General features: G+C 67.4%; 11 protein-coding genes and 1 pseudogene. 3 read left to right on the top strand and 9 right to left on the bottom strand.

The features are described 5' to 3' along the window. Window positions 1-59: 59 nt before the first annotated feature. Genes ACTG4X_RS03900 through ACTG4X_RS03885 form a run of 4 tightly spaced genes read right to left on the bottom strand, consistent with a single transcriptional unit; the run spans window position 60 to window position 4,142 of the window. The gene (locus ACTG4X_RS03900) at window positions 60-986 is read right to left on the bottom strand and encodes a LysR family transcriptional regulator (protein WP_093054092.1); all 927 of its coding nucleotides are present in this window, start codon (window positions 984-986) and stop codon (window positions 60-62) included. Window positions 987-1,020: 34 nt separating this feature from the next. Next, the gene (locus ACTG4X_RS03895; RefSeq protein ID WP_440533251.1) at window positions 1,021-2,016 is read right to left on the bottom strand and encodes a Bug family tripartite tricarboxylate transporter substrate binding protein; all 996 of its coding nucleotides are present in this window, start codon (window positions 2,014-2,016) and stop codon (window positions 1,021-1,023) included. 4 nt (window positions 2,017-2,020) lie between these two features. Next, a complete protein-coding gene (locus ACTG4X_RS03890) occupies window positions 2,021-3,211 on the bottom strand; it encodes a CaiB/BaiF CoA transferase family protein (RefSeq protein ID WP_093054088.1) in 1,191 nt (396 codons plus the stop codon). Then, window positions 3,204-4,142, bottom strand: a complete 939-nt coding sequence (locus ACTG4X_RS03885; RefSeq protein WP_440533250.1) for a hydroxymethylglutaryl-CoA lyase — start codon at window positions 4,140-4,142, stop codon at window positions 3,204-3,206. Before ACTG4X_RS03885 ends, ACTG4X_RS03890 begins: the two co-directional genes overlap by 8 nt. A 131-nt stretch (window positions 4,143-4,273) precedes the next feature. Between ACTG4X_RS03885 and ACTG4X_RS03880 the strand changes: the two genes are divergently transcribed. After that, the gene (locus ACTG4X_RS03880) at window positions 4,274-5,014 is read left to right on the top strand and encodes an IclR family transcriptional regulator (RefSeq protein ID WP_440533249.1); all 741 of its coding nucleotides are present in this window, start codon (window positions 4,274-4,276) and stop codon (window positions 5,012-5,014) included. Window positions 5,015-5,018: 4 nt separating this feature from the next. On the opposite strand, the gene ACTG4X_RS03875 is transcribed toward ACTG4X_RS03880, so the two are convergent. Further along, the gene (locus tag ACTG4X_RS03875) at window positions 5,019-5,990 is read right to left on the bottom strand and encodes a Bug family tripartite tricarboxylate transporter substrate binding protein (protein ID WP_440533248.1); all 972 of its coding nucleotides are present in this window, start codon (window positions 5,988-5,990) and stop codon (window positions 5,019-5,021) included. A 46-nt stretch (window positions 5,991-6,036) separates the two neighbouring features. Further along, window positions 6,037-7,020, bottom strand: a pseudogene (hisC, locus tag ACTG4X_RS03870) (histidinol-phosphate transaminase); the annotation flags it as partial. A gap of 200 nt (window positions 7,021-7,220) precedes the next feature. Here hisC and ACTG4X_RS03865 point away from each other — a divergent pair. Continuing rightward, on the top strand, window positions 7,221-9,395 hold the full coding sequence (locus ACTG4X_RS03865) for a malate synthase G (RefSeq protein WP_093054054.1): 2,175 nt from the start codon (window positions 7,221-7,223) through the stop codon (window positions 9,393-9,395). Window positions 9,396-9,452: 57 nt separating this feature from the next. Here the strand turns inward: ACTG4X_RS03865 and ACTG4X_RS03860 are convergent, their stop codons facing one another. Beyond that, the gene (locus ACTG4X_RS03860) at window positions 9,453-10,652 is read right to left on the bottom strand and encodes a PDDEXK nuclease domain-containing protein (protein ID WP_256328959.1); all 1,200 of its coding nucleotides are present in this window, start codon (window positions 10,650-10,652) and stop codon (window positions 9,453-9,455) included. A 144-nt stretch (window positions 10,653-10,796) separates the two neighbouring features. Here ACTG4X_RS03860 and ACTG4X_RS03855 point away from each other — a divergent pair, with 144 nt between their 5' ends. Further along, window positions 10,797-12,086: an MFS transporter gene (locus ACTG4X_RS03855; protein ID WP_093054050.1), complete on the top strand. Its 1,290-nt coding sequence runs from the start codon at window positions 10,797-10,799 to the stop codon at window positions 12,084-12,086. Window positions 12,087-12,120: 34 nt separating this feature from the next. Here the strand turns inward: ACTG4X_RS03855 and ACTG4X_RS03850 are convergent, their stop codons facing one another. Together ACTG4X_RS03850 and ACTG4X_RS03845 are read right to left on the bottom strand one after the other, a co-directional pair. Further along, window positions 12,121-12,849, bottom strand: coding sequence for a hypothetical protein (locus ACTG4X_RS03850; protein WP_440533247.1), 729 nt, complete (start codon window positions 12,847-12,849; stop codon window positions 12,121-12,123). Between the two features lie 4 nt (window positions 12,850-12,853). Further along, the gene (locus tag ACTG4X_RS03845; RefSeq protein WP_093076983.1) at window positions 12,854-13,081 is read right to left on the bottom strand and encodes a hypothetical protein; all 228 of its coding nucleotides are present in this window, start codon (window positions 13,079-13,081) and stop codon (window positions 12,854-12,856) included. Between the last annotated feature and the right edge of the window lie 78 nt (window positions 13,082-13,159).

Below are 13,159 nucleotides of genomic sequence, written 5' to 3'. Positions count from 1 at the left end.
ATGGCTTTCTTCCGAGTGGGGTTGCAAATGCAAACAGATTGTGACGCCGTCGATGCGCCTCAGGCCCTTCCACCCCAGAATTCCGGGTTGCCGTATTGCTCCTTGAGGAAATCAAGCCACAGTCGCACCCGCAGCGGCAGGTGCTTGGCGCCCGCGAACACCGCGTAGATGCCGTTGGGCGGCGCGGCGAACTCGTCGAGCAGGGGCACGAGCAGGCCGGCATCGATCTCGGCCTCGACCTCCCAGGTGCTGCGCCAGGCGATGCCGTGGCCGGCCAGGCACCAGTCGTGCAGCACCTGCCCGTCGGAGCAATCGAGCGGGCCGCTGGGGCGCAGGTGGATCAGCTCCTGGGTGCCTTCCTCGTTGACGATGCGAAACGCCCAGCCGCGCGTCTGCGAGGCATCGCTCGACAGCGTGAGGCAGGCAAAGCGCGAGAGCTCGCCCGGGTGCTTGGGCATGCCGTGGCGGCGCACGAACTCGGGCGTGGCCACGCAGCGGCGGCGGTTGTCGGCGAGCCGCACGCTCACGAGCGATGAATCGGGCAGGTCGCCCACGCGCACCGCGCAATCGAAGCTCTCGCCGGTGACGTCGACCACGCGGTCGCTGAGGTTCAGCGAGATCGTCACTTCCGGATGCAGCGCATGAAAGCGCGGCACCAGCGGCGCGACGTGGCGGCGGCCGAAGCCGGCCGGCGCCGTTACGCGCAGGTGGCCGCTGGCCTTGATGCCGCCAGCGCTCACGCTGGCTTCTGCGTTGGCGAATTCGGTCAGCAGGCGCTGGCAGTCTTCGAGAAATGCGCTGCCCTCGTGCGTGAGCGTGATGCGGCGCGTGGTGCGCACCAGCAGCTTGACGCCCAGGCGCTCTTCCAGCGCATCGAGCCGGCGCCCCATGATCGCGGGCGCCACGCCCTCGGCCTTGGCCGCGGCCGTGAGACCGCCGCGGGTCGCGACCGAGACGAAGGATTCGAGCTGCTTGAGGCGGTCCATGGGGCGGAAACTATATCGCCCGCCGGTTTGCTGGTTAGCTGAAGGGCGCCCATTCGGGCCGCACGCCCGCCTCGCGCACCGCCGCGCCCCAGCGCGCATGCTCGGCCTTGACGTACTGCGCCGCCTGCTCCGGACTGCCGCCTACGGGCGTGCTGCCTTCGGCCAGCAGCTGCGAGATGGTCGCGGGCTTGGCCAGCGCCTTGTCGACGGCGGCATTGAGCTTTTTCACGATGTCGGCGGGCGTGCCGGCCGGCACCACGAGCGCCTTCCAGTCCACCGCCTCGAAGCCCTTGTAGCTCTCGCCCACGGTCGGCACCTCGGGCATCACCGGCAGGCGCTTGGCCGAGGTGACGGCCAGCGCACGCAGCTTGCCGCCCTTCACCATGGCGAGCGCGCCCTGCGGCGTGGCGAACATGTAGTCGGTCTGGCCGCCGAGCAGGTCGGTGATGGCCGGCGCGGCGCCCTTGTACGGCACGTTGAGCACCTGGAAGCCCGCGCGCTTCGCGAGCACCTCGCCGGCCATGTGGCCCAGCGTGCCGGTGCCGGCAAGCGCCTGCTTGATCTCGCCGGGCTTGGCCTTGGCGGCCGCGACCAGATCGGCCAGCGACTTGTACGGCGCGTCCGCGCGCACCACCAGCACCACGGGCTGCGAGGCCACGACCGACACCGCCACCAGGTCCTTCAGCGCGTCGTAGGGCATCTTGGGGAACAGCGTCGGGTTGATCGCGAGGTTGGCGGTCTGGCCCAGGCCGATGGTGTAGCCGTCGGGTTTGGACTTGGCGACCACGTCCATGCCGATGTTGCCGTTGCCGCCCGCGCGGTTGTCGACGATGAAGGTCCACTTGGTGTCGTCGACGAGCTTCTGCGCGATGAGGCGCGCCACGATGTCGGTGGCGCCGCCGGGCGTGTAGGGCACGACGAGACGCACGGGCTTGTCGGGCCAGGCCGTGTCGGCAAGAGCGGGAGCGGCGTTCAGGCATGCGGCGGCCGCGGCGCACGCCAGCAAGGCGCGCCGTGTGATGAAAAACATGGGGTCAGTCTCCGAGGGTGATGTGTTGTGTTTCGAGCGCGGCGATTTCTTCGTCGCTGTAGCCCACTTCTTTCAGCAGCTCGCGGCTGTGCTCGCCGACGTGCGGCGGCTGCAGCCGGATGCCGGGCCGTTCGCCTCCCAGCGTGAACGGCATCAGCGGCACCTTGGCCGTGCTGCCGTCGTTCATGCGCACCGGCGCAAGGCCGCCGGTGGCGTTCAGGTGCGGGTCGTCGAACAGCTCCTGCGGCTTGGTGATGGGCGCGAAGGGCAGCTCGTTCTGCTCGAACACCGCGCTGAGTTCGGCCGCGCTGTGGTTCGCCAGGTGCGAGCGCAGGATCGGCATCATCCATTCGCGCGCCAGCACGCGGTCGTTGTTGGTCTTCAGGCGCGGGTCGGCCAGCATGTCTTCCAGGCCGAAGGCCTTGCAGAAGATGGCCCACTGCTTGTCGCTCACTGCCGCCAGGAAGATCTGCTCGCCGTCCTTCACGGTGAACACGTCGTACACGGCCCAGGCCGAGATGCGGCTGGGCATCGGGTCGGCCGCCTTGCCGGTGGCGGCGAACTGCATCATGTGCTGCGCGACCAGGAACACGTTGTTCTCGAACAGCGCGGACTGCACTTCGCAGCCCTTGCCGGTGAGGTCGCGCTGGCGCAGCGCGGCCATTGCGCCGATGGCGCCGAACATGCCGCCCATGATGTCGTTCACGCTGGTGCCCGCGCGCAGCGGGTCGCCCGAGCGGCCCGTCATGTAGGCGAGGCCGCCCATCATCTGCACCACTTCGTCGAGCGCGGTGCGGTGGTCGTACGGGCCGGGCAAAAAGCCCTTGTGGCTCACGTAGACGAGGCGCGGGTTGAGCTTGCTGAGCGTGTCGTAGTCGAGCCCCAGCTTCTTCATGGTGCCGGGCTTGAAGTTCTCGCTGACGACGTCGGCGGTGGCGACGAGGCGCAGCGCGGCCTCCACGCCCTCGGGCTTCTTCAGGTCGAGCGCGATGCTCTTCTTGTTGCGGTTGAAGGTCGGGAAGAAGCCCGAGCCCGAGCCGAGCAGGCGGCGCGTGTTGTCGCCCTCGATGGGCTCGACCTTGATGACCTCGGCGCCGAGGTCGGCCAGCAGCAGGCCGCAGGTCGGGCCCATGACCATGTGGGTGAATTCGACGACGCGAACGCCGGCGTACGGCAGAGGATTGGCTTCAGACATGTTGTGCGATGTGTTCCTGGACGAAGCCCTTGGGCAATCCGGCTTCCGGCGTCATGCCGTAGACCGGCTCGCCCGGCAGGCCGGCCATGAGCGGCGCGCGCGCCGCGATGAGTTTCTGGATGTCGATGCCGGTGCGCACGCCCATGGCCTCGAACATGAACACAAGGTCTTCGGTAACGGCATTGCCCGAGGCGCCCGGCGCGTAGGGGCAGCCGCCGAGGCCGCCGAGCGAGGCGTCGAAGGTGCGCACACCCTCGTCCCACGCCGCCAGGCAGTTGGCGATGCCCAGGCCGCGCGTGTTGTGCATGTGGGCGGCGCCCGCGTGCCTGCCGATCTCCGCGCGCAGCCGCTTGAAGAGGCGGCGCACCTGCGCGGGGTTGGCGTAGCCCACGGTGTCGGACAGGCCCGATTCGTCGGCGCCGGCCTCTATGCATTGCGCGGCCAGGCGGATCACGTCGTCTTCGGGCACCAGGCCCTGCAGCGTGCAGCCGAAGGCGGTGGAGATGCCGGCTTCGAGTTTCACATGCGGCGCAATGGCGCGGCGCAGATCGGAAATGGCGCGCACCTCCTCGACCATTTCGGTCGGTGTCTTGCGCACGTTGGCCAGCGAGTGCGCCACGCTGGCCGACACCGGCATCGTGAGCTTGTGCACGCCAGCTTCGAGCGCGGCCTGCGCGCCCTTGCGATTGGGCACCAGTGCCATCACGGTGAGGCCGGGCAGCGTGACGGCGTGGCGCACCACCTCGGCGGCGTCGGCCATCTGCGGCAGCAGCTTCGCGGGCACGAAGGACGCGACCTCGATCTCGCGGATGCCGGCGGCGTAGAGCGCGTCGATCCAGCGCAGCTTGTCGGCCGTGGGCATCGTGGCCTTGACCGACTGCAGGCCGTCGCGCGGGCCGACCTCGCTGATGAGGACGTCGGGGGGTGTCATCGGACTGGTCTCCTTCGATGGAATCGTGGAATCGCTTGACTGTTCTATCTTACAGAACTATATTCTGTTAAACAGAATTAGACCGTCGATCCACCCGACAGTCAAGCCGACCCATTCCCTCCCTCCTCCTCATGCCCCGCAAAGCCCAGACCGAATCCGTGTCCGACCTCAATGCCGCCCCCGGCGGCGCGGCGGCGGTCGACCGCGCGCTGAGCCTGCTCTCGGCCTTTCAGCCGGGCGACGAGGCGCTGTCGCTCGCGCAGTTCGCCGAGCGCACGCAGCTCTACAAGAGCACCGTGCTGCGACTGCTGGCCTCGCTCGAACATGCGCGGCTCATCCGCCGGCAGGACGACGGGCGCTATGCGCTGGGCATGGAGATCGCGCGGCTGCACGGGCTGTACGCGGCGTCGCAGTCGCTCGACCGCATCGTGCTGCCGGTGCTGCGCTCGCTCGCTGCAGTCACGGGCGAAAGCGCGGCGTACCACGTGCGGCAGGACCAGGGCGACAGCTGGGTGCGCCTGTGCCAGTTCCGGGTCGATTCATCGCACGTGGTGCGCGACCACGTGCGCGTGGGCGACCTGCTGCCCAACGACCGGGGCGCAGGCGCGCGCGTGCTGATCGCCTTCGGCCCGGAGGCCGAACAGCCGCGTGGCACGAAGGAACGCAAGCTGTACGACGGCATTCGCGCGCAGGGCTACTGCGCGCTGGTGGGTGACCGCACGGCCGAGTTGGCGGGCATCTCGGCGCCGGTGTTCCATGCGGACGGCAGCCTTGCCGCGGCCGTCACGCTGACCATGCCCACGCATCGCTACGACGAGCGCTACATCGAGCCAGTGCAGGCTGCAGCGCGGGAGCTCGGCGGACAGGTCTGAGCGATCAGGACTCGGCCTTGAAGCCCGAGTTCTTGATCGGCATTTCCCAGCGCTTCAAGTGCGCTGCCTGGGTGGCTGCCAACTCGGCCGGCCCGGCATGCGCAGGCACCAGCCCCAGCGAATAGATCTTCTCCTGCACGTCGGGCATGCGCAGCGCATCGGCCACGGCCTTGTCGATCCGTGCAACCACTTCGGGCGACATCCCCGGCGGGCCATAGAGGCCGAAGAACGCATCGGCCGTCACGTTGATGCCCGACTCCTTCAGCGTCGGCACGTCGGGCAGCGCGCGGCTGCGCTGCTCGCCCGTCACCGCGAGGATGCGGACCTTGCCGGCGCGGTGGTGCTCGATGGTTTCCGAGGCCGTGTCGACCATCAGCGGCACCTGGCCGCCGATCAGGTCTTGTGCCGCCGGCGCGCCACCGCGGTAGGCCACATGCGTCATCGGCACGCCGGCCGCCTGGGCGATCAGTTGTCCGGCAAAGTGCGGCACCGTGCCCGCGCCCGAGGTGGCGTAGTTGGCCTTTGCCGGGTTGGCCTTCATCCACGCCAGCACCGTCTTCAGGTCGCCGGCGGGCGCGCCGGGCCCGGCCGTCACCGCGAAGTCGAAGGTGCTGCCGAGCGCGATCGGCGTGAAGTCCTTCGCCGGGTCGTAACCGAGGTTCGAGTAGAGCCACGGATGGATCACCATCGCGCCGCTCGGCGAGAAGACCAGCGTGGTGCCGTCCGGCGCCGCGCGCCTGAGTTCGCCCAGCGCGAGCCGGCCGGCCGCGCCGGGCTTGTTGTCGATGATGACGTTCTGCCCGAGCGACACACGCATCTTCTCGGCGAGCACCCGCGCCACCACGTCCGCCGAGCCGCCCGGCGGAAAGCCGACCAGGATCCGCACCGTGCGGTCTTGCTGCGCGAACACCAGCGGCGCAGCGGCCGCGACGGCAAAGGCGGCAGCGGACTGCGCTGCGAACTGACGGCGTTTCATGGTCCTGTCTCCTCGGGGCGTTGTTGAAAAAGGAGTGCCGCCCTGCTCAGCGCAGCGCGGCCAGCACCGCGCGGTTCTGCTCGGGCAGGCCGATGCTGATGCGCAGCCACTGCGGCAGGCCGTAGTTGCCGAGCAGTGAAACCTCGATGCCGGCCGCCAGCAGGCGCGCATGCACGGCCTGCGCGTCGCCGACCTGCACCATCAGGAAATTGCCCGAGGAAGGGACGTACTCGAGGCCCAGTTCCTTGAAGCCCGCAGCGAGCTGGTCGCGCCCGGCCGTGTTGAGCTCATAAGTGCGCGCGAGGAAGTCCGCATCGCCCAGCGCGGCCACCGCCGCGGCCTGCGCCGGTGTCGTCACGTTGAAGCGCGGGCGGTGCGCGTTCATGCGCGCCGTGAGCGCCGGCTGCGACACGCCGTATCCGATGCGCAGCCCGGCCAGGCCGAAGGCCTTGGAGAAAGTGCGCGCCACGATCAGGTTGGGCAGGCGCCGCACCCACCCGATGCTGTCGTAGCGCTGCGCAGGCGACAGGTACTCGGTGTAGGCCTCGTCGAGCAGCACCGTCACGTGCGCGGGCACCGATTGCAGAAAGGCCAGCAGCGGCGCAGCATCGATGAAAGTGCCAGTCGGGTTGTTCGGGTTGGCCACGAACACCAGCTTCGTGTCGTCGCCGATGGCAGCGCGCATGGCGCCCAGGTCGTGGCCGAAGTTGAGCGAGGGCACGACAGTTGCGTGCGCATGGGCCTGCGCCGTGGCCTGCGCGTAGACGACGAAGCCGTACTGCGAATAGACGACGCCCTCGCCGGGCTTCAGGCTGACCTGCGCCGCGAGATGGAGGATTTCGCTCGATCCGCTGCCCAGCGTGAGCCAGTCGGCCGGCACGTCGAGCCGCGCGGCCAGCGCGTTCTTCAGCGCGGTGCCGTTGCTGTCGGGGTAGTTGCCAGCGCCTACGAGCGCGGCGGCGGCCGCGCGGCGGGCCGATTCGGGCATGCCGAGGGGGTTTTCGTTGGAGGCCAGGAGGATCATGGAAGCGGGTCGGGATTTATTTAAGAAGTTAAATATATCCCTCGCCTGCGGCGTTCTTATCAGTGCCTACCCTTTGCGCCCCAGGCCGCTCGCCAGCGATTACCTTCATTTTTGTCACGGATAAATCCCGCTTCCGGCTCTTACTCGCCAGCAAAGTATCGAATAAAGTTCGCCCCAGGATTGCATTTTTCTCAAGGAGAAACCCCATGACCGCCCGCACCACCGCCCACGGACTCCAGGTCGCGACCGAGCTCCACCGCTTCATCGAAGACAAGGTCCTGCCCGCCAGCGGCGTGGCCAGCGACGTCTTCTGGAAGGGCTTCGACGCCATCGTCAGCGACCTCGCGCCGAAGAACATCGCCCTGCTCGCCGAGCGCGACCGCCTGCAGAGCGAACTCGACGCCTGGCACAAGAAGAACCCCGGCCCGATCGCCGACATGCCGGCGTATCGCGCCTTCCTCGAGAAGATCGGCTACCTGCTGCCGCAGCCCAAGGGCACGAAGGCCACCACGGCCAATGTCGACTCCGAACTCGCGCTACAGGCCGGCCCGCAGCTGGTGGTGCCCATCCTGAACGCGCGCTACGCGCTCAACGCCGCCAACGCGCGCTGGGGTTCGCTGTACGACGCGCTCTACGGCACCGACGCCATCTCCGAAGCCGGCGGCGCCGAAAAGGGCAAGGGCTACAACCCCGTGCGCGGCGCCAAGGTCATCGAGTTCGCGCGCAACGTGCTCGACCAGGCCGCGCCGCTGGAAAACGGCTCGCACAAGATGGCCACCGGCTACAGCGTGAAGGACGGCAAGCTCGTCGTCGCACTGCAAAGCAGCAGCACCGGCCTGGCCGATGCCTCGCAGTTCATCGGCTACCAGGGCGATGCCGCCGCGCCGTCGTCGGTGCTGCTCAAGCACAACGGCATTCACCTCGACATTCGCATCGACCGCAGCACGCCCATCGGCAAGAGCGACGCGGCCGGCGTGAGCGACCTGGTGCTCGAAGCCGCGCTCTCGACCATCCTCGACCTCGAAGACTCGGTGGCCGTGGTCGATGCGGCCGACAAGGTGGTCGCGTATTCGAACTGGCTCGGCATCGTCGAAGGCACGCTGACGGAAGAAGTCGCCAAGGGCGGCAAGACCTTCACGCGCGGCCTGAACCCCGACCGCGAATACACCGGCGCCGACGGCAAGCCCGTGAAGCTGCACGGCCGCTCGCTGATGTTCCTGCGCAATGTGGGCCACCTGATGACCAACCCCGCCGTGCTGTATGCCGGCGGCAAGGAAATCCCCGAAGGCATCCTCGATGCCGTGGTGACCACCACCATCGCCACCATCGACCTGAAGCGCAAGGGCAACTCGCGCACCGGCAGCATCTACATCGTCAAGCCGAAGATGCACGGTCCGGCCGAAGTGGCCTTCGCGAGCGAGCTGTTCGGCCGCGTCGAGCAGCTGCTCGGCCTGCCCGCCAACACCGTGAAGCTCGGCATCATGGACGAGGAGCGCCGCACCAGCGTGAACCTGAAGGCCTGCATCGCCGAGGCCGCCGCGCGCGTGGCCTTCATCAACACCGGCTTCCTCGACCGCACCGGCGACGAAATGCACACCGCCATGCAGGGCGGCCCGATGATCCGCAAGGGCGACATGAAGTCCAGCGCGTGGATCGGCGCCTACGAAAAGAACAACGTGCTGGTCGGCCTCTCGTGCGGCCTGCGCGGCAAGGCGCAGATCGGCAAGGGCATGTGGGCCATGCCCGACCTGATGGCCGCCATGCTCGAACAGAAGATCGGCCACCCCAAGGCCGGCGCCAACACCGCCTGGGTGCCCTCGCCCACCGCCGCCACGCTCCATGCGCTGCACTACCACCAGGTCAGCGTGACCGCGGTGCAGCAGGAGCTGGAAAAGATCGACGCCGACGGCGAGCGCGACAACATCCTCAACGCGCTGCTGCAGGTGCCGATCGCGGCCGACGCCAAGTGGACTGCCGAAGAGCGCCAGCAGGAAATCGACAACAACGTGCAGGGCATCCTCGGCTACGTGGTGCGCTGGATCGACCAGGGCGTGGGCTGCTCCAAGGTGCCCGACATCCACAACGTCGGCCTGATGGAAGACCGCGCGACGCTGCGCATCTCCAGCCAGCACATCGCCAACTGGCTGCTGCACGGCGTGGTGACCAAGGCGCAGGTCGACGAGACCTTCCAGCGCATGGCCAAGGTGGTCGACGAGCAGAACGCGGGCGACCCGCTGTACCAGCCGATGGCCGGCAACTTCACGACCTCGTCGGCCTACAAGGCGGCGCAGGACCTGGTGTTCAAGGGCATCGAGCAGCCGAGCGGGTATACCGAGCCGCTGCTGCATGCGTGGCGGTTGAAGGTAAAGGGCGAAGCCTGAGACCCGATCAGGCAAAGCAAGCCAAGCCACACAAACGGCACCTTCGGGTGCCGTTTTTTATGCGCCCGGCGCTTTCTTCCTGGAGGCCCTCTTGAGCTGCGGCGTCATGGATAACTGCCGGATTTCCCGGCGCAACTCTCGTTCGAGTTCCTGCTCGGTCGGCAGGTGCAACTGGTAGCGGCTGGCGAAGATATTGCGCTCCTGCTGCTCGCCCAAGGTGTACTTCACCACGGCATCGTTCTTGTCCGGGCAAAGGATCACGCCCAAAGTCGGGTTGTCGCCTTCAGTGCGACGCTCGCGGTCGTAGTAGTTCACATAGAACTGGATCTGACCGAGGTCGCCATGAGTCAGCTTGCCGACCTTGAGATCGATGAGCACATAGCACTTGAGCACTGCGTGATAGAAGACCAGATCGATGTAAAAGTGGTCGCCGTCGATGGTGATGCGCTCCTGACGCGACACAAATGCAAAGCCCTTGCCCAGCTCGAGCAGGAAGGTTTGCAGGTTGTCGATGAGCGCCTGCTCCAGCTTGGACTCGACCAGCCTTGGGGACTCCGGCAGGCCGAGGAACTCAATGACTACCGGGTCTTTCAAGGCATCGAGCGGCTGCATCACCTCCTGGCCGTGAGTTGCCAATCGCATCAACCCCCTCTTGTCCTTGCTTTTGGCCAGGCGGTCGTACAGCAGGCTGGCCGTCTGGCGCTGGAGCTCACGCACGGACCACGCGCTTCGGATCGCTTCGATCTCGTAGAAGGCACGCGCTTGCGGCCTCGTCACACGCAAGAGTTGACGGTAGTGACTCCACGAAAGAGACGGGTGCAGCGATCCGGGGCACCAGTCCGTGCCGCCATCGGATTTCCGAGACGGCGTCTCGGAACTGGCTTGAAGAGGCAGCACCAGCGGTGCGGTCGATTTCCGAGACGCCGTCTCGGAAATCAGTTGCGGATAGTCCAGATAGAACTGCCTGAACGCTTCCAGGTTGTCCACGGAATAGCCGCGACCAAACTCGGCATTCAGGCGGGTCGACAGATCGGCAAGCAGCTTGGCCCCATAGCCCGCTCGGCGCCGCCCTCGCTGCTCTTCCTCGACGATCTCGCGTCCGATCAACCAGTTGGCCGCGACCTGTGTCGTGTTGACCGTACGCGCTACACCGGCACGTGCAGCATCCAGGATCTCGCGCACACGGCTGAAAAGCGGCTGCGCGGCTGGCGCACCCTTTGCCGTGCGGGTACTGGGGGAGGTGGAGGGCGTTGGCAATGCGAAGCTCTGAAGAGTTGTCTGGAAATTATGGGGGTACCTGTCATGCTCAGTCGAATGCGCACAAAGCGTCGCCGCCGCGACTACGCGCGCTCCATGATCAACTAGCATCCAGGTCGCCCATCCTTCCTGGCCTCTCGCCCCATGAACCCGAACGCGGCATCCAAGCCCGCGGAGCGCACCGGCAACCCCGGCTCCAGCTCACGCTTTTTCCGCTGGTCCGACTCGACCACCGCGATGCTGATCGCCCTCGCCACCGCTTTCGCCCTGAGCCAGGCCTTCCGCACCGTTGGCGCCATGATGGCCACGCCCCTCAGTGGCTACTTCGGCCTGACGCCCCAGCAACTCGGCATGTGGGCAGGCACCTTCCACTTCGCCTTCGGGATCATGCAGCTCGCTATGGGCGTGTCGATCGACATCTTCGGCGTGCGCCGCACGGTGCTGACAACCTTTCCCCTGGCCGTCGCTGGCGCAGCGCTGTGCGCCGTGGCGCCGAACTTCCACGCACTGCTGCTCGGGCAGGCGTTGATCGGCGTCGGTTGCGCGCCGGCGTTCCTGGCCTGCACGGTGTTCATCGCGCGGCATTTCGATGCCTCGCGCTTCACCGCGATGTCGGGGCTGGTGATGAGCATGGCCGGCATGGGCATCCTGTTCACCGGCACGCCGCTGGCCTTGCTGATCGAGGCTGCGTCCTGGCGCGCCGGCTACGCGGTGCTGGCCGCATTCGCGGTGCTCTCGTGGCTGGTCATTTTCTGGCGCGTGCGCGAGCCCGCCGCGCGCGCGAACCCGCAGCCCGAACCGGCCGAACGCCAGTCGCTGCGCAAGGCCGTGCGCGAACTGCTGCCGCTGTTCGCGATGCCCCACACCTTGGGGCTGGTGTGCTTCGCCTGCGTGTCGTACGCGGCATTCATCACGCTGCGAGGCCTGTGGCTCGGCCCGGTGCTGCACGACCGCCACGGCCTCTCGCTGGTGGCCAGCGGCAACGTCGCACTGGTGATGACCGTCGCCGGCATGATCAGCCCGATGCTGTTCGGCCGCATGGACCCGGGCGGCGCGCGGCGCACGCGCTGGATGATGGGTTGCGCGTTCGCCGGTACGCTGATGTTCGGCGCGATGGCGCTCACGCATTCGCGCATGGTGGACATCGGCCTGCCGATCATCTATGGCCTGCTGTCCGGCTACAGCGTGCTGCAGTACGCGTACACCAAGAACGCTTACCCGGCGGCCATGACGGGGCGCGCGATGGCGCTGATGAACATGGCCATGTTCCTCGGTGTCTCGTTGATGCAGTGGACGACCGGCGTGGCCGCATCGTGGGCTGTGGCGCATGAGGTCGAGCCGTACCGCGCGGTGTTCCTCACGGTGGCGGGCATGCTGGCCGCGGGCACGATTGCGTTCCTCGTGCTGCCGCGGGCGCCGGCGCGAGCTGGCTAGCGCTTGATCGCCAGCATCAGCACGCCGCCGGCGATCAGCCAAAACGCTTTCGCACCTCCCATTGGCTGAGTCTGCGCATGGCGGAGGCGTACACATGATCGCGCCCATACATCTCCCGATGATCGGCTGAACCGAAGGCCGGCTTTTCGCAACCGCCGCGCCGCGTGACCGGGCAGCGGCGCAACACGTCGTAGTACGTCACATCGAGCATCGTCCGCCGCAACTCGGGCAGCGGCGCGAGCGTGACCTCGTCGATCACATGAAAGACAGGCGCCTTGCCGGCCGGCGGCCTGCTCCACGCGGCGCGATAAGCCAGCTTCTGCGCCTTGCGCGCTTCATGCAAGCGCCGGTTGGGCAGCAGGATGCCGGTGACCGGATGCACGAAGAGTTCCACATGTGCCGCTTCACTCAGTAGCGTGCGAAGGCGGCTCCGCCACCGCTCGGCAGGCACCCACACCTGGCCGTCGCGCAGTTCGGCCCTGCGCTCCACGAAGCCGTCGATGTGCTCGAAGATGTGCGCCTGCACCGTGCTGCGGCGGTCAATGCCGCTACAGAGTTCGGCGTACACCTTGTCCCACGGCCGGTGTACCTGCTTGTGCAACCAGCGCTTGAGCGGCGCGAGGTTTTCGCTGAGCCACTTCGGGTGGGCATGGCCACGCTTCATGCCCAGGTGCGACCCCCGGTCCTTGCTGTTGCGCCACTTGCGCCCATCTCCCTGCACGCGCCAGCCGCCTCGCGGCCGCTCGACGATGACCTTGTCCATGTCTTCACGCATCGTCGCCCCTCCCGCCCAGGCTGCGCGCAGCCTTCTGCAGCGCCACCTTCTGCGCACGCCGCTCCGCGCGGTGCGTACGCAGGTGACGTCCCGCGCCTTGGCTCGATTCGCCGCGCGCCATCGCGGCCACCACTGGATTGCGAGGTGCCGCAGTCGGCACCGAAAAATAGAACCGGCCCAGACGCTTGTCGTCGTCGCGGGCCTTTCGTTGAGCACTCATGTGCACACACTCCAAAAAACAAAAAAGCCCCGGCGAATGGCTGCGCGGGGCCTTTGTCGATAGGCCTCGGCGGATGCG

It is taken from the genome of Variovorax sp. YR566 (assembly GCF_051992195.1).
Taxonomy (GTDB): domain Bacteria; phylum Pseudomonadota; class Gammaproteobacteria; order Burkholderiales; family Burkholderiaceae_C; genus Variovorax.
The sequence above is the reverse complement of the archived record's forward strand: the minus strand, read 5'-3'. Positions and strand labels throughout refer to the sequence as shown.